Source organism: Teredinibacter haidensis (genome assembly GCF_014211975.1).
Classification (GTDB): domain Bacteria; phylum Pseudomonadota; class Gammaproteobacteria; order Pseudomonadales; family Cellvibrionaceae; genus Teredinibacter; species Teredinibacter haidensis.
In genome coordinates, this window is record NZ_CP060084.1 from 2,639,551 (window position 1) to 2,657,547 (window position 17,997).

General features: G+C 47.5%; 14 protein-coding genes. 3 read left to right on the forward strand and 11 right to left on the reverse strand.

Translation table 11 applies throughout. The features are described 5' to 3' along the window. Positions 1-33: 33 nt before the first annotated feature. The 11 genes from H5715_RS10345 to murJ form a co-directional block, all read right to left on the reverse strand. A complete protein-coding gene (locus H5715_RS10345; protein WP_075186690.1) occupies positions 34-3,597 on the reverse strand; it encodes a pilus assembly protein in 3,564 nt (1,187 codons plus the stop codon). A gap of 46 nt (positions 3,598-3,643) precedes the next feature. Beyond that, on the reverse strand, positions 3,644-4,261 hold the full coding sequence (locus H5715_RS10350) for a pilus assembly PilX family protein (protein ID WP_075186691.1): 618 nt from the start codon (positions 4,259-4,261) through the stop codon (positions 3,644-3,646). Between the two features lie 72 nt (positions 4,262-4,333). Then, positions 4,334-5,425 carry a PilW family protein gene (locus H5715_RS10355; RefSeq protein ID WP_083608123.1) on the reverse strand — a complete coding sequence of 364 codons (1,092 nt, stop codon included), beginning with the start codon at positions 5,423-5,425 and terminating at the stop codon, positions 4,334-4,336. A 1-nt stretch (position 5,426) separates the two neighbouring features. Beyond that, a complete protein-coding gene (gene pilV / locus H5715_RS10360; protein ID WP_075186692.1) occupies positions 5,427-5,969 on the reverse strand; it encodes a type IV pilus modification protein PilV in 543 nt (180 codons plus the stop codon). Between the two features lie 28 nt (positions 5,970-5,997). Then, on the reverse strand, positions 5,998-6,567 hold the full coding sequence (locus H5715_RS10365) for a GspH/FimT family pseudopilin (protein ID WP_083608124.1): 570 nt from the start codon (positions 6,565-6,567) through the stop codon (positions 5,998-6,000). Positions 6,568-6,875: 308 nt separating this feature from the next. Continuing rightward, complete coding sequence (gene ispH, locus H5715_RS10370) at positions 6,876-7,811, reverse strand: 4-hydroxy-3-methylbut-2-enyl diphosphate reductase (protein WP_075186694.1); 936 nt, start codon at positions 7,809-7,811, stop codon at positions 6,876-6,878. Between the two features lie 22 nt (positions 7,812-7,833). Then, positions 7,834-8,283, reverse strand: coding sequence for an FKBP-type peptidyl-prolyl cis-trans isomerase (locus H5715_RS10375; RefSeq protein WP_075186695.1), 450 nt, complete (start codon positions 8,281-8,283; stop codon positions 7,834-7,836). After that, positions 8,276-8,782, reverse strand: a complete 507-nt coding sequence (gene lspA, locus H5715_RS10380) for a signal peptidase II (RefSeq protein WP_139309843.1) — start codon at positions 8,780-8,782, stop codon at positions 8,276-8,278. Before lspA ends, H5715_RS10375 begins: the two co-directional genes overlap by 8 nt. Further along, complete coding sequence (gene ileS / locus H5715_RS10385) at positions 8,772-11,570, reverse strand: isoleucine--tRNA ligase (RefSeq protein WP_075186697.1); 2,799 nt, start codon at positions 11,568-11,570, stop codon at positions 8,772-8,774. Before ileS ends, lspA begins: the two co-directional genes overlap by 11 nt. Positions 11,571-11,607: 37 nt before the next feature. Continuing rightward, positions 11,608-12,570, reverse strand: coding sequence for a bifunctional riboflavin kinase/FAD synthetase (gene ribF / locus H5715_RS10390; RefSeq protein ID WP_075186745.1), 963 nt, complete (start codon positions 12,568-12,570; stop codon positions 11,608-11,610). Positions 12,571-12,900: 330 nt separating this feature from the next. Further along, positions 12,901-14,460, reverse strand: a complete 1,560-nt coding sequence (gene murJ / locus H5715_RS10395) for a murein biosynthesis integral membrane protein MurJ (protein ID WP_075186698.1) — start codon at positions 14,458-14,460, stop codon at positions 12,901-12,903. A gap of 285 nt (positions 14,461-14,745) precedes the next feature. Between murJ and H5715_RS10400 the strand changes: the two genes are divergently transcribed. From H5715_RS10400 to H5715_RS10410, 3 genes are all read left to right on the forward strand, one after another. Next, positions 14,746-15,462 (forward strand): OmpA family protein, encoded by a 717-nt coding sequence (locus tag H5715_RS10400; RefSeq protein WP_075186699.1) that lies wholly within the window; start codon positions 14,746-14,748, stop codon positions 15,460-15,462. A gap of 475 nt (positions 15,463-15,937) precedes the next feature. Further along, positions 15,938-17,425, forward strand: a complete 1,488-nt coding sequence (locus tag H5715_RS10405; protein ID WP_075186701.1) for a phospholipid carrier-dependent glycosyltransferase — start codon at positions 15,938-15,940, stop codon at positions 17,423-17,425. Then, a complete protein-coding gene (locus H5715_RS10410) occupies positions 17,422-17,991 on the forward strand; it encodes a PA14 domain-containing protein (RefSeq protein WP_075186702.1) in 570 nt (189 codons plus the stop codon). The genes H5715_RS10405 and H5715_RS10410 overlap by 4 nt, the downstream gene beginning before the upstream one ends. Positions 17,992-17,997: the final 6 nt, after the last annotated feature.

Consider the following 17,997-nt stretch of genomic DNA (forward strand, 5'->3'; position numbering starts at 1 on the left):
TTAGCGTTTAACTGACGAATAACTGAGTGGCTTTCACTTAACAATGGACCACGCTGATCGGCGGTTGGGTCTTGGATGGTCGTAGTTAGCTTTTACTTGAGTAATCTTCGCTGCCGAGTCAGAAATAATAATATTATCGTCTAGCAGAACCATACCTCCCGGCAGAGCACCAACCGCTACACCGCTAAGGTCCGGCTTGTTATCGGGGAATACATGGAAAAGTGGCTGCCCACCGGAAAGTAGATCAACAGCCATTAAATAGCCATCGCCCTGCCTTTCACAATCCCCTTCCGTAGGTATAGTTGTCACAAATGTCGCGAGCGTTCCTGCAACAGTAGGGTCTATAACAACTCTTTCCTTTCTTACAGGAAAATTAATATGCCAACCAAAGTTTGCGCCTACTTTAAGCAGGCCGCCAACCGTATAGCCAACGCTATTGGTACTCAGCTCCCTACCAGCACCACTGCTAGCATCACTTATCGCTTGCTCGGTGAGATGGCCAGGCCTTAATTCACCATTCATTTCCCCGGCATCCCACACGCCATAAAATGACTGGGTATTGGTATCACTCAAATCTGCAGTAGACAAAAAACGACCGGTGCCAAAAATGACAATCAGATTCGGGTCCGTACCAGCTGCGCTTTTGGCCGGGTGGGCAACCACGACAGGCTTGGAAGTGATGGGCTGACGATCGCCATCGCTACAATAGCCAGCTCCAGGTTTACTGCCCCGACAAGCAGAAAAAAGAGGGACATCTTTACCCAAGTTTTGATGAGCAACAACCGGTACGGTGGGGCTGATCGTTTTAATATCACCCGAGAAAAAATCAAATGCCCACATATTCCCCTGAAGATCGCCAGCATACACTCGATCAATAGTCGAATTACCATCCAGATCCAAAAGGGAGGGTGAAGATAATCCATTACAATCACTGCCCGCAGCGGCACAATCCCCTCCAGCAACTGAACCCAATGCTCCACCACCTAGCGGTCCAATTTTTTTATGTGTCGCACCCCCCGGCCCGGAACCATCCAGGTATAGCACGTAGAGATAAGCTTCCCCATCAGCCGCATTGTTATAGCCATTTCCAAAAATAGCGACCCACTCCCCGTCATTTAACTTACCTATTCGCGGGCGACTAAAAGTGTAACCTAGGTACTTATCTGCAAATTCCGTAACAACCACTTTGGAAGCGAGGCTGTCTTCGCTGAGAATTGCCGCAGGATCGGTTATATCCAGTACATAAACCGCCTTACCACCCGCACCTAAACCACCAGCTAAATACGTTTTCCAACTTCCGTCCACAAATACGTCTGCTGTACTAGGCGTACTATCAACATAGGGCATATGGCTATAATCAGTATCTGCCAACCAATGCAGCCCCTCTTTAGGCTTGCTCGAAAAAACGGCTTGGGGTATATAAGCGAAAACCTCTTCGCCCGAAGACGCCAGAAACCCATGAAGCATGCCATCATTGGCGCCGACATATAATATGGGTTCTCGATCTTTATTCTCATCAACGAAAACACTATACGGCGTACTCTCTATATTGGCGGCATAGTCCGCACTGGGAACACCCACGTACTGTGGGCTTGAGTGAACAATGTCGCCGAGCAAGGTCGTACGAACACGAAAGTCTGGGAAGGAGCCAAGTGGAAACTTGTTGGAGCCATCCCCCTCTGCACGTAAGTATTCTACAATATCCTCTATATACGCCTGTTTCTTGTCGCTATCTACCACTCCCCCTTTAAGAAGATCGTTAACCTGGTAGCTATTAAGTCCTCCCGTGGAAGGGGCCAAGCTCATGTAATCACCAGGAGCCTTAAATGCAGTCCCTTTATATCCATTGTAGGTAACGATTTTACGCGCACTTACTCGCGCATCTAACGCTCTACCAGCTTCCCACTTTTCGGACCCCTCCGTTATCTTACCGCTGGTAAAATCGTAAGCAAAAAGATCACCGGTCCACGGAGAATTGGAAAACTTCCCCTGATACAACATTGAACCACTTGAAATACTTGTGGAGTTAAAGCCTACAGCGGCGCCTGTACCTCCTGCCATATTAGCGATAGATTTCATTACAGCATCTAATGAAGATTCCAGGCTGGTTATATTGGAAGCACTTAAGTATTCACCTCGACCATTAAAAGCGGCGTGAATTAGATCGTCCAGGGTTTCGGGAGTGTCGTCAAAGATACTGGTGGGCCACACTTCACCAACATCACTCCAGGGAGGAGGAGCCGTTAGATTGCCATAAACACCGAATGAAAGCGTATGCGTCACCATATGCTGCTGCTCATTCTCGTCAGGATTTAGATCACCTTCGGGGTTTCTTACCTTAACTTTCGCATCCATTAACGGTCGAAGATCCGTTTTGTAAAAATACATTGCAATGTCTGCCAGAGTATCCGAAACCGTATCTTCGTACAGCCCACCATCAAATACATTTACGCTATTTTGGTCCATATTGCCGTACCACGGGATCTTGGCGTCATCATTCAATAACCCCCGGGGTTTATTACCTTTCGCACCGTACTCGGCTCGATAACCGTCCGTTGCAAGAATCGTATGATTTTGCTGGCAACTTCCTCCTGCAGCGGCAGAGAGAATTGGATCTGCCGGTTGCCCTGCACCCGTAACAAAACCCTCTTGTACGGGAAAGTTAGTGTAATCCGCCAGATAATATCGGCCAGCATTTTCCAAGGCGCGCCTCAGTGGCGTATAACGTGTTGAATCCGAGCTACTGATTTTAAAGAGCGCGGTCATCAGCTTATCTTTATTCTCATTCTGTACGCCCGCAGGGTATGTCAAATTGTCGACATCTTCCATCTCGACACCCCAACCCAAATCGGCATTAGCATTTATCGTTGCCAGCCCCGCACGGGTTTGTAGGCCTTTAAAAATATTCGATAATGCGCGCTTAAACAAAAAATCCCGACTGCGATGATAGGTATACCAGTTGGCATAGTTCTGTGTGTTTTCAGCAGAAATTAATTTTGACGAGTCATAGGTATAACCCGAACCATAACCAGAGAAATAGACACCACATTCACCAAAATCGTAATCTCCTATCGTCCCCGTATAAATGGAGTCATTCCACTCAACATATTTCGCACTACTTAAATCCATATCGCCAGCAGCGCTATCACCCGGGTTTTTCGCTGCAAAAGGATAGCTGGCATTAGGCATTGTTTCCCATGGAGTGTACGTAACATTAGGGTTATAGGCTAAGGCGTTGTAGCCTGGGCACAATTCCAAATACTGCTCAATATTTCCGGGTACTATAGCAATCTCAAAATCCTGAGCCATACTATCGCCATTACCGCCGTACTCGTTAAAGCCGGTATAATAGGGGCCATAAATTTTGAACCAGTCCGACAACGCCTTTGCTCCTTTCGTCATCGAAACCTGGAAATACATACTTCGGGAATCATCAATTAAGAACAGAACGTTAGGTTGTATATTGGAGCCTACAAACAATGGGTCTCGGCTCAGTAAAAGAGGACCTGCAGAAACCTGCACAACTGCCAAACTCAAAAATGCTGAGACAAATCCCAACACTACCCCAAGGCTACATTTAACTATTCTTTTTTTCATGCGCATATCCACTTGCAGGCAGCAAGTCTGCCCCTGTTATTATTTCCTAATAGGTGAAATACTGATTACTTCCCGTTCGAAAAACCGATTCCAAAACGGTGTAGATATTCTCATCTTTTCCCCAGCCAATCGCCGTAATTCTAAACATATAAGCGTTGGTTTTCCCTTCACCTTTCGTATCAGAATTCACTTCTGAAGCGACATTTTTGGCGGTACCCCAGTCCCGACCAATATACTCAATTACATATTTAGGCTGCTTGCTTACAATAGTGCTATCAACAATATCTTTGCCTTTATAACTGGACACACCGTAACTACTCCAACTTATGGGATCCGAGATATCGGGAATACTACTGCTTAGCGGCTTGGCCACAACAGTACCAGGGGACGCTATCAAGGAATACAAACCACTGGACCCATCAAATTTTGATAAATCTTCGGTTCTTTCAATGTTGTCGGAAAACCAGTTTTCAGCGGCTTTTAGTGCGGAATCTGCTGCGAACAGGGAAACGGTTTTTTGGCGGTTATTGGCTGCCATACGCTCTTGCATGGTTGAAGATTGCATATTGGATATGCCGATTAACGACATTATCAACAAGATAATAAGCGCAACAATAAGTGTCGCTCCTTTCTCCCTATGACTACGTTTAAATGACCTTCCCATTCGCTCTTCCTTTATCGACAAATCAGCCGTCAATACTTACGCCCAGCAGCCTTCCGTGAAACTACCGATAAATCAATTCCGTAAATTGTTATCTGCGGGAAACTGGTTCTTCAATAGAAATAGACGAGAATACGTTCTGGACAATAACTTCGAACCTTCACTAGTTGGCGCACGATTGATGGAATTAAACGTTACGGTAACTTTCACCCGATCAATTAGCGCCCATTTTCCAGCCGCACCGGAAGCGTCAGCAAAGTAGAGCTTATCGCTGTCACTATAATCCTGCCAGCCATACTCAACTTCAAAAGACTCCACCCCTTCTACCAGCTCATCGCCTTTTCCCGAAGTTTTCACTTTTCTAAATAAGGCGCAATATTGAGGCGTGGCGACAGAACACGTTTTGCCTACGGCACCACCAGCGGCGCTAGTATCGATACGATACTGCACAGGTCCTGTCTTGCCACCAAAAAGATAAGAGAGATTCATTCCTGCCTTTAAATTGCCAATATCGTCGGACCCGTATATTTTCATCTCCAAATCCGTTGAGTCGTTGAATGTACTTTTGCCATCATCCTTCGCGAAACTGATAACACCAGTCTTTTCAGGTTCATTCGCCACTCTAAATACCGCTGAGCGAGAACAATCACTAACCAATGCAATATCACCTTTTTTAAATATCGAGCCAACGGCGGCATCCACGGTCAATGTAGTGCCCGACGCGGATTTTATGGGTAAGCGTTGCTGTGCCGAGGCATAGCGTAACGTAACGGAATCAAATGTAAGATCATTCAGCGCGACCTCATTCGCACCATCAACAAAACTGGAGAAATCAAATAATTCACCCACCGTCTTATGGTCAGCGACAATATTTTTCATTCTTTCAACTTTAACGGAACCGTAAATGTCAGTCGCTGCCAAATTAAAGCAACCAGCATAACCTGCCTGAGAGATGTCATCGGCCAGGCGCGAGAAAATATAACGAGCATTTTCCTGGATTATTGTTGATCCGCTGACGACAACAGCGTTAGCCGAAGAACTGGCGTAAAGTTGCACAACACCGGCGAGAATAAACAAGCCTACCGTTATCGAAACCAAAACCTCGACAAGACTAACCCCCCTCTGGTTATATCTCTGCTGTCGCATACGGTGACTGATTACCGTCATATTAAAGCCTCACCTGATAAGCGAAGCAGGCTTTGTTTGTTGCCGTATCGGACATAGATACAGAAATGGAACTACAGGTAGAATTCGAAAATGTATCCGGCTGGTTCCACTTTACGACTATCGTATACGCCCCATCGACATAAAAAACCTCACCCGTCCCCCCGGGCAATCGGGATTTAATCTGCTCACTCCACTCCCATTCATCAAAACTTTTTTGCGCCGCACTATTGCAACCACCGGAAGAGCAACTACTACTGGTCGCGGTGCTGGAGTCCGTATAGATACCGCTGTAGTCATCATCGTCCGAGGTAATGTCGTCGCTGTTATAGGCGAGAATCCTATCAGCCATATCAGCAGCCAATATGTTTGCATCGGTAACAAAATGGGCCCTCTGACTACTGTTTACCCCTTTCACCTGCATAGAAAGAGTACCCATCAAACCAATGGCTAACACAAAGAGCGCAACAACGACTTCCATCATTGCGGCGCCCCTCTGCCGATATAGATTGCGGGTATTAATGGATTTATTTGATTGTCCGTACATAGTTCCCTCTATTATGTATCCCTGTCATCTATGGACAGATGGTGCCCCTAACAACACGAAAGCTTCCGACTTTCGAAATATGAAACGTTCTAGAATTGTCGCTTACAGATCCAGAAAGAGCGCTATCCGCCGATAGGCAGAGAGCAGATACTCCGTCCCCGCTTTCACCAGATGCCTGGTAGCGGATGGCCTTTGCAGAAGCTGTAACAACGTCAATTTTTGATTTCCCTCCGGCATCACCCCCAGTGCGTAAAATATCCTCGCCGGTATCAAACTCACCGTCGTCGTCACTATCGACAAACACAATCCAGCCCCCACTCCAATCTTTGGAGCCAACACAGCTGACGCCGTCGCTGGATCCACACATGGCAATATTTGTTTTACGTGTAATAGCCTCAGTGCGAACGAACGCCAGCGTTGAACGGATTAAACCAAGCTGCGACTTAAACTCCTGCTTTCGCATGAGAGAGTTAAAACTAGGAACGGCCATACTCACAAGAATAGAAAGTACAGCAACCCCAACCATCAACTCAATTAGCGTAAGTCCTCTTTGGCGAAAGCCGCCAAGCATTTCGATTCTATTTTTTCTTACGCCCATAACCTTTGTTTATATCAAACTTATATTACGTCACACCAATTAAAGAGATAATCGGCAATAAAGCGCGACCAATAGCGCGATTGCGCTCAAGACCAGGCCAATCGAAAACCTAAGCAAGTGATAAATTAGGTACTTTGATAAAGAAAGGGATTAATGAAACACTAAACGTGTTAAGAAATGATGGCGGACAAAAAATGCAAACACGAAAACAAGCAATACTTTTTAACTAACATGAAAACCCAAAAATTAACCATTAAGAACTAACAGAAACCATAGAAGCACTCGATATTTTTCGGTAATAACACACATTATTTTTTTAATTCACGAGGTAAGGAGAAGCTAATATTCTCTTTTCGACCACTCAACTCGATAGGAGCCGAAGCCCCAAGCTTTTCCAATCCGGAGAGTATATCTTTCACCAATACTTCCGGTGCAGAAGCTCCCGCCGTAATTCCTATAGTTTTTACGCCGGTAAACCAATCCCCCTTCAAGTCTTCGGGCCCATCCACCAAATGGGCGACGGCCCCACAGCGCTCAGCCAACTCGCGAAGACGATTTGAGTTCGAGCTATTAGGCGAGCCCACAACAAGAACTAGATCACATTCCAATGCGAGCTGTTTTACCGCGTCCTGGCGATTTTGAGTCGCGTAACAGATATCGTCTTTGCGAGGACCCTCAATTTGAGGGAATCTTTCCCGAAGGCTATCGATAACACGTGCGGTATCATCCATCGATAAAGTTGTTTGCGTTACGTAGCACAAGCGGGACGGGTCATGGACTTCAAGCTTCTGCGCATCTGCTTCATCTTCTACAAGATAAATAGCGCCACCTTTGGAGCTATCATACTGCCCCATAGTACCCTCGACCTCCGGGTGACCTTCGTGACCGATTAGAACGCATTCGCGGCCTTCACTGCTGTACTTTGCCACCTCGACATGCACCTTGGTCACCAGCGGACAAGTCGCATCGAATACGCGTAAACCACGCTGCGCAGCTTCGTTTTTTACAGCTTGCGACACACCGTGTGCGCTAAAAATCACAATCACATCGTCCGGCACATCAATCAGCTCATCGACAAAAACCGCACCACGTTCTTTTAAGCTTTCAACAACAAATTTGTTGTGAACAACTTCATGGCGCACATAAATGGGCGCTCCAAATACATCGAGTGCACGATTAACAATATCAATGGCGCGATCAACACCGGCACAAAAACCACGAGGATTGGCTAGTTTAATTTCCATGAAGTGAAAGCTCAATTTTGGATTAGTGGGTAACGGCGGGAACAACGGAAAGGATGGAAACATCGAACGTGATGACCTCGCCCGCCAGCGGGTGGTTAAAATCTACCGTAACGTTTTCAGGAGTAAAATCGACAATAACTCCAGGAACTTCGCCACCGCTGGCATCAGCAAAAGTTATCACCAAACCTGAGGAAAACTCAAACTCTTCGGTAAAAGCTTTGCGGGGAACTTGCTGAATATTATTGGGATTCGGTTGACCAAAAGCGTTTTCAGGGTTTATGGCAAGCGATGCTTGCGAACCTGCACTCATACCAAAAATGGCCTGTTCAAAACCCGGCAATAAATTCCCATCCCCAACAATAAAGGTTGCCGGATCCCCGTCAAAATTCGAGTCAACGACATCCCCACTTTCGAGTTTCAGTGAAAAGTGTAGCGTTACCTGAGTACCGTCACCAACGACAAGATCAGTCATTTTCTGAAGCCTCTAAGTCCTTTTTAGCAAAGAGTGCATCCCAAACGAGCAACACGGCTCCGATACAGATAGAGGAATCCGCGATATTAAACGCTGGCCACTCATGATGCTGGTAGTGAATAACAATAAAGTCGACAACGTACCCAAGCAGCACTCGGTCGTACAAATTCCCCAACGCACCCCCTAACACCAGAGCCAGTGCGCAGGACTCCATCCATTTCGTTTTTTTCAAACGGGCGATCCAAATGATCAGTACGATACTGACACCACCGGCCAGTACGGTTAAAAACCAACGCTGCCAACCACCAGCATCGTGGAACATGCTGAAGGCTGCGCCGTAGTTGTGTCGAACGGTAAAGTAGAAAAAAGAGGTCACCCTTTCTATCTGATGAAAGTCCACAAGGGTACCGGCCCAAGCTTTGGATATTTGGTCCAACACAATCACTACCAGCGCCAACAGATACCACTTCCATGACAGGTTCAATAACTTAAGCAAAATTTCTTGCCTCCCCGGCACCTTCAACGTTTTCGATACAACGTCCACAAATTTCTGGGTGCTCACTACTCCCGCCAACGTCTTCTAGATGATGCCAACAGCGAGCGCACTTCTCATGTTCCGACTTGGCAACAGCCACCGTCAAACCGGGCACATCTGTTTCCACTCCCTCGCCTGCACCCGTATTTTCGATCGTGACGCTCGAACAAATTAAGACAAAACGCAATTCGTCGCCCAGTGCTGACAAGTGCTCGGCCAGCTCATCACTACAATAGAGCGTCACTTCCGCACCCAGCGAGCCACCGATAGCACCTTCAGCACGCTTAGTTTCAATCACTTTATTAACCGCAGTTTTCACTTTGGAAACTGTCTGCCAGTATCGGTTAGACAATTTTTCATCTTCATTCAACTCAGGCAACGACCACCATTCAGACGTAAAAACCGTTCCGGCATTTTTGCCGGGCAACGCCTGCCAAACTTCGTCGGCCGTAAAGGAGAGAATTGGTGCGATCCAACGTACAAAGGCCTGCACAATATGGTATTGCGCCGTTTGCGCAGAGCGCCGCGCCGCGCTGTCTACTTTCATGGTGTACACGCGGTCCTTAATAATATCGAGATAAAAACCACCCATATCCACAACACAGAAATTGTGCAATTTCTGGTAGATCAAGTGGAATTGGTAGCGGTTATAACAATCACGAATTTCCTGCTGCAGTTTTGCTGCACGATCAACCGCCCATCTATCCAGCGCGACCATGCTATCGAAATCAACACTATGCTCGGCAGGGTCAAAACCATTTAGATTCGACAGAAAGAAACGTACCGTATTACGAATACGGCGATAGGAATCGGCCGTACGCTTAAGAATTTCATCAGAGACGCTCATATCGGCACTGAAATCCGTAGCCGCTACCCACAAGCGCAGGACATCGCCCCCCAGCTCATTCATCACCTTTTGCGGTGATACCGTATTGCCGATGGATTTCGACATTTTCTTGCCTTCGGCATCCACCGCAAAACCGTGCGTTAGCACTTGCTTGTATGGCGCCGCATTATTAATGGCCATTGCGGTTTTAAGCGATGATTGAAACCAGCCTCGATGCTGATCCGAACCCTCTAGGTACAAATCCGCCGGATACGCCAACTCTTCGCGCCGCTGCATAACTGAATAATGGGTAACACCCGAATCGAACCACACATCCAAGGTATCGGTTACTTTGGTATAGTTTTCGGCCTCGTCCCCAAGCAACTCACGGATATCGATTTCGAACCAAGCTTCCATCCCCTTATCGTCTATGCGCTGGGCAACAGTCTCAATTAACTCAGGCGTGTTAGGGTGTAATTCTTGCGTGTCTTTATGGACAAACAGGGTGATGGGAACCCCCCAAGTTCGCTGACGGGAAACACACCAATCCGGGCTCGAATCCAGCATAGAACGAATACGAGCTTCACCCCAATCGGGAATCCACTCCACTCCATCCACCGCTTTTTTAACGCTGTCGAGCAAACCGTTGTGATTCATACTGATAAACCACTGCGGCGTTGCACGAAATATCAGTGGGGTTTTGGTTCGCCAGCAGTGAGGGAAGCTGTGGACAAATTTTTCTTGGTGCAGCAGTGCGTTTTTTTCTTCCAGCAGAGCGATAACTTTTTCATCTACTTTATAAACGTGGTCACCGGCAAAAATCTCAACATCGTCTCGGTAGATACCGTGTCCGTCTACGTAATTCAGCGTTTCAATGCCATATTTGGTGCCCACCACAAAATCTTCCATTCCGTGATCGGGAGCCGTGTGTACGCAGCCCGTACCCGCATCAGTCGTCACATGATCACCGAGAATAACCGGAAGTATATGATCATAGAACGGATGTCGTACCTGGAGGTTTTCCAGTACGGAACCTTTACAGGAAGCAACGACTTCAGCATTTTCAAAACCGACACGCTTGGAAACAGACTCGACCAACGCTTCAGCTAACAACAGGCGCTCGTCGCCTAGCTGCAGCACAACGTAATCGAGATCGGCATTGACACTCACCGCCTGGCTGGAGGGTAGAGTCCAGGGCGTGGTCGTCCAGATAACAACCGACACTTTGCCATTGCCGCTCAGCTCACCCACACGAGAAACCAGTTCTGCCTCATCCACAACTGCGTATTTCACATCGATAGAAAAGGAGGTTTTATCCTGGTACTCCACCTCGGCTTCCGCCAGCGCAGAGCCACCAACAACACTCCAGTAAACTGGCTTAAAGCCCTTTACTAGGTGGCCATTTTCAATAATTTTCCCCAAGGATCGAACAATGTCCGCCTCGGTTTTAAAATCCATGGTGAGGTAAGGATTGTCCCACTCGCCCAGAACCCCCAGACGAATAAAGTCTGTTTTCTGGCCGGCCACCTGTTTGGCAGCGTATTCTCGACATTTTTTACGAAAGGTGGCGTGATCGACTTTGACGCCCGCCTTGCCGATTTTCTTCTCTACATTGTGCTCAATAGGCAAACCGTGACAGTCCCAACCGGGAATATAGGGTGCATCAAAGCCGCTAATGGTCTTTTCTTTAATAATGATGTCTTTGAGGATTTTATTGACCGCATGACCGATATGAATATCACCGTTGGCGTAGGGAGGGCCATCGTGCAAAATAAATTTCTCCCTCCCTGCTCTGGCATCGCGAATTTGCTGGTACAGATCTTCTTTCTGCCAACGTTTCAGGGTTTGAGGTTCCCGCTGAGCCAGGTTAGCTTTCATCGCAAAGCTGGTTTTGGGGAGGTTCAAAGTCGATTTATAATCGGTCATAGTGTCTCAATTACAGTTTAGATAATTAAAATAATTTCTACTTATTGCTCGATTGGCCGTTTTCGGCAAACCACTTGCGGGCATCCGTAACATCCCGCTCTATTTGCTCCTGCAATTCCGGCAGGCCATTGAAGCGCATCTCGGCTCGCAGTTTATGTTTGAACGCGACCTTAATCCATTTTTTGTAAAGATTCGGCCGCTCATCCAATATATGAACTTCCAACAGAGGCTTTTTACCGCCGGAAATAGTGGGTCGAACGCCGACATTCGCCACTCCCTGCACTTTCCCGCTAAAATCCTCGCCTTCTACCGTCACTGCATAAACGCCTTGCAGCGGTGACCGGTAATGTCCCAAGCCCAGGTTAGCGGTGGGAAACCCCAGCGTGCGCCCCAGCTGCTTACCGTATATCACTCGCCCGGTAACCGCATATTCCCGACCAAGCAATTCATTTGCGTTCTCTAGCTTGTCTTCATTCAGCAAGTTGCGAATACGGGTACTGCTAATACGATCTCCGGATTGCAGCTGAGTGTGAGTATCAGACACCTCGAAACCATTTTTCTCACCGCAGCACTGCAAAAAGGCGTAGTCACCTTTGCGATCGCAACCAAAGCGAAAGTCATCCCCCACCACCAGGTACTTAACGCCCAGTGCCGAGACGAGAACCTGGTCGACAAAAGCCTGTGCAGACAAGCCTCTCAGCGCTCTGTCAAACTTGAGACAAACAACACGGTCCACCCCCTGTTCAAATAGGGCGGAGACCTTTTCCCGCAAACGCATTAGGCGCGCAGGGGCTTCTTCGCGAGAAAAGTATTCGTAAGGCTGGGGTTCAAACACCATCACCAGAGAAGGTAACTCAAGCTCTCGAGCCTTTTCTGTTACCTGCTGCAATAGCGCCTTGTGCCCACGATGTACTCCATCGAAGGAGCCAATGGTTGCCACGCAACCATAATGCCGCGCAGCAAGGCTACTTAAGCCGTTTATAAATTCCTGCTGCATCATGGGTTTTAGCTTGTTTGAGTACCGGAAATCGCGAAAAGCGGCGATTATAGCGCAGCTTGGGAGCGCAGGCGATGCACGATAGGCCGAAGTTTTGACAAATACGCCAACCTCCACCAACACGGTCGACACGTATGGACAGTCAGGTTTCTTATACTCTGGAACCTGGCGTCGTCCCTTCTTGGCAGATTCAAAGATTACCGACAAGTATCGCCCTCTGCTCCTCATCCAACCCTGATTTTGGCAGGTTTCTGTCTTAAAGTGCCGTATGCATCATACTCATGACACAACCCCAACAACCCACCTGGCGCCTCACGACTTTAAAGCACCAAACTACTGAGCCACACGCAAATGGCGCAAACGAATACCTGTCCCCCAAAGACTCAGCATATAAACCCCAAGCCCGGCGAAACAAAGCGCTAGTACACGACTAATACGACCAAAAGCATTCAACAGCGAAAGGTCTCCTATAACACTCTGACCGGCAAGCAATACCGCAATCATTGCAATATTTGCAACTAGCATCTGCAGCCCGAAACGCAGCCACTCCTTATCCGGCTGATAAACGCCATCCCTTCGCAAACCGCGATATAAAAGGCTGGCATTGAGAAATGCTGAAATAGACGTTGCCAAGGCCAACCCCGCGTGACCTATTTGCCAAATAAAGTGGAAGGGCAACACAAACATCACATTCATCACCATGTTCGCTACCATGGCGATAATGCCAATACGCACCGGTGTGCGCGTATCTTGGCGGGAGAAGAACCCGCTGGCCAACACTTTAATCAACATAAAAGCTACCAAGCCTAACGAATAAGCTCGCAGACTATGGCTGGACATCTCAACGTCGATGGAGAGATATTCCCCATACTGAAACAACGCAAAGAGAATGGGTTTCGCCAGTACCATTAGCGCGAAAGCCGCTGGCAGCCCAATAAGCAATATCATGCGCATCGCCCAATCGAGCGTTGCGCTAAATTTTTCGGTGCCAGTGACAAACTGTCGGGAGAGATTGGGCAATACCACCGTAGCGATTCCCACCCCAAAAACACCGAGTGGCAATTCGGTTAAGCGATCGGAAAAATACAGCCAGGAAATACTCCCATCAGGCAGGAAAGACGCCAACACCGTATCAAATAACAGATTGATTTGCCCTACCGACACACCAAACATGGCCGGAGCCATCAGTTTAAGCACTTTTCGTACAGATTCATCTCCCCAATCCACCTTGGGGTGGGGCAACAAGCCCAGGCGCACAAGGAAGGGCAACTGAAACATCAACTGCAGTACTCCCGCAACAATCACCCCCCAGGCCAGCGCAAAAACCGGCTGCTCCAGCATGGGAGAAACTACAGCGGCAGCAAAAATAAGAGCAACGTTCAACAACACCGGCGTAAAGGCCGGCACCGCAAACTGATCGTAGCTATTGAGTATGGAACCGGCAAAACCGGTAAGAGATATGAGCAGCAGGTAAGGAAAGGTAATTCTCAACAACTCGGTAGTCAGCTGGAACTTATCTGGGTTATTGAATAGAAACCCCATACCAAAGAAAGCTGTGAATAGTGGTGCCGCCACAACGACCAGTACAGAGATCAGAACTAGCACTGAACCCAGGCAACCGGCAATACGATCGATAAAGTGACGAACAGCGGCATAACTGCCCTGCTCACGATATTCAGATAAAACCGGTACAAACGCCTGAGCAAAAGCGCCTTCCGCAAACAGGCGTCGCAGGAAGTTGGGGATTTTAAAAGCAACGTAAAACGCATCCGCCGAGGCTTCAGCCCCCAAAAAACGTGCGAACAACACATCCCTCACCAGCCCGAGAATACGCGACAGCATCGTCATGGCACTAACCACAGCACTAGAACGCAGCATACCTTTGGCTTTCATTTTCGGAACGTCTTTGGGTGTATTTGTAGAACTCAAGGCTATCACTTATCGAAGTCATTAAAGCTGCGCAACTCTATAGCGAATAATTCGCCAGTGCAAACCCGCGCCCATACAAAGGCTGTTTATCATTTTTCATCACTTTTTATCCCCACACCGCCCGATAAAGCCCACTTCTTTGCCCTGATGCCTCTGTTTAATAAACCTGTACCCGGAAGCGCAGCCCACTTCCAAAAGCACAAACCAACGTTAACGCAAATAGACATTCCGCTATTTAGGAGAACACAAATGAAAAACTCTACCAAACTCAGCAAAAATCTTATCACCGCTATCAGCCTGACCGTATTTTTAGCTTCTTCATCTGCAATGGCAAAAGACCCAAAAATTTCGGATGAGACGAAAGTCGGCCTGTTTGGCGCGGTGTTTACGACAACTGCAGCCATCGCAGGAACCATCGCCGCCGGACCGATTGGTTTTATAGTCGGAACAGCTTCCGGTGTTTTTATAGGAGAAAAAGGGATGGAAGCGGTGAAAAACAAACAAGCATTGACCAAAGCTGAAAACTCCCTCTCAACACTACGATCCAACGCTCTCGAGCAGGAACGTAAAATCAGCCGCCTGGAAAAGAGCGCCGCCAACAAACTGGAGTTTATGGTGCTATTCCCCACTGGCGAAGATGAACTGTCCCACCAGGATATCCAGCGCGTTCATTCATTAGCGAACTATATGAACGACAACCCCCAACTCCGTGTTCGCATCGACGGACATGCCGACCCCCGCGGTACGGATGAATACAACAACGTACTCTCTGAAGAGCGCGCTGTAAATGTGGTTAGTGCCCTGGAAGAGCGCGGGATAGACAAACACAGAATTGATTACTTTTCCCACGGATCAGACCTCTCCAACAGCTATGACGGCAACCTGGAAGCCTACGCATTGGAACGCAAGGTACATATCGAAGTGTACTCAAACGCAAGCCAGAACGAAGTGGCCGCAAACCCATAACCTGCTCAATTTTCCCGCAACGCCTGCGAGTCTTCCCCGGCCCAACCGCCGGGGCTTTTTAGGTACAGGAAGTATTTATACGGCGAAGGCCATGGATGCTCGAAAGCAGCAATGTACAGGACGTGCGTATGCGGCGAAGGCCTCGGATGGCCGAGAGCAGCAATGTACAGGACGTGCGTTGCTGTGAATGCCAAGGACGAGCCGCGCACCGGAAGAGCAGATGCTACGAGCGCGAGAGCGGCGCCAACCAGCACAACCTCTCTTTTAAAACCATATCCCCCGCAACAAGCAAGTACCGATACGAACAGCTGGACAAGAGACGACTGGACACCTCTCCCCAGTAAAAACGCATTTCCCCACAACTGCGACGCCCATCAAGCACTGGAACAAAACCAACCGATACAATAAACTCTTCTATCCCCGGTCCCGACCAGCCGGAATACTATAACCTGCGACTAAATAATAATAACGAGCCATGTTAAAAATCATAAAAAAGCACTGTAACTCCATTTATATTGGACTAGTCCTAATTCTATCACTCTTGGTGTATCTGCCTTATTACGGGCAGCCAGACGCCCTTTTTTGGGACGAGAACTACCACATAGCCTCCGCACAGAAATATATTGACGGTGTTATGTATATGGAACCTCACCCCCCTCTGGGTAAACTGCTGATGGCAGGATCTGAAGCCATACTGGGGTTAAATGGCGAGTTCGACAAATCTTCGTTTACTCGCACCGACTATGTTAAAGGTGAGCAGGTACCATCGGGGTTTAGTTATTATGGTTACCGACTTCCATCCACACTATTAATGGCTCTTTCCGTTTTATTTTTTTATGGCGTCGTTAAGCGTATTTCCCGTAATACTCATTTAGCGGCTGCCTTTTCGTGCGTATATATCCTCGACAACGCCATGGTTATCCATTCCCGCTCGGCGATGCTCGAAGGCATTCAAATGTTTTTTATTCTCGGGGCTATCTATTGGCTCGCCCGCAGCATAGAAAAAGCAAAAAAAATCTTGCTGCGAGATTACGCAATACTCGGTATTTTTATTGGCCTTGCCTTCTCCGTAAAAGTGAACGCTGCCGTTCTCTTACTTTTGTTCGTTATGCTGTATGGCGTTGACCAATGGGAAAATATCAAACGCTGGAACTTTACTGCTCTACTCAAACGCTTGGCCGTTACAGTACCTTCTGGCGTTATACCATTAGTACTGGTTGTCCTCGCGGTTTTTTATGTGCATATCGGCTTAGGCACAAGTATGGGAAGTAAAAACTACAGCGCCAGTAAAGAATATCAACAGCTAATTAAGGAAGGAAAAACATTTTCTCCGGCCGCATTTGTTGTCGGCCTTAGAGATAACTACATCAATATGTCCAAGTATGCCGATGGAGTCCCCAGGCTGGATGTATGCAAGGCTGGGGAAAATGGCAGCTCTGCGATTGGCTGGCCAATTGGCAATAAAACCATTAACTATCGCTGGAATAAAAACACCATAGATGGTGTTGTACAGGTCCAGTACCATAATATTGTACCAAACCCCGTTGTTTGGTTTTCCGTAGTCGCAGGGCTTATTCTCTCGGTAGGCCTAATGATCAGCCACTTTATTTATCGTAACCCTGTCGCTCAACCCAAACTTTTTTATTGGATCACCGCATTTACCTCTCTTTACATAAGCTACATGATTGCAATACTACAGATTGAGCGCGTGATGTACCTCTACCATTATTTGGTACCCCTGGTTTTCGGCATCATTAACTTATCGCTGGTGTACCAATACATATTCTATCAACCTCTCGCTCAGGGCAATCGGCACGCTCTGGCGAATCTCGCAGCGTTTGTCGGCTTAGTCGCATTTGTTTTCTACATCTTCTCGCCATTCACCTATAGCCTTCCCATAACCGAAGCAGAATTTAATTTGCGCAATTGGTTTACCTTCTGGAAGTTGGAGCTTGTACGATGAACGCTATTAATCAAAACTCCATCTTTTCTGTTCTGTTGGTACTCTTATTTTCTCTGGTGATTAGCCATATTACCCCCCCATCCTTGGATGAAAATATGGAACTGATACTGTCAAAAAGCCGGACACATATCACAACTATCGATCAGACTCGCTCAATATCAACTGTGCGGAATATTATGATTGACGAAGTAAACCTTCACGAGAAAAGCCGGTTTTATCACCCCAAACTGGGAATTTTAGGCTGGTCAAATGACTTTTTCGCCGATATACAATCATCCTTTACCGTCAGCAAAGCAGGAACCTATCGTTTTGTTGTGGGAAGTGATGATGGCTTCGCCTTGGAGATCGATGGTAAGCGATTGTGCTCATTCGCATCAGACCGCGCCTACTCACGTCAAAACTGCAGCGCCCGGCTAACGGAAGGCGATCATCAGTTAAAACTTAGCTACTTCCAAGGTTATGGCAATGCGGGTTTAACACTTCAATACTTGACAGAACAAAAAGGCAAGTTGCGTTATTGGGGCGAGAACTCAAAAGAATTAAAAATTAAAAAGGGCGCAAATTAAACGCTT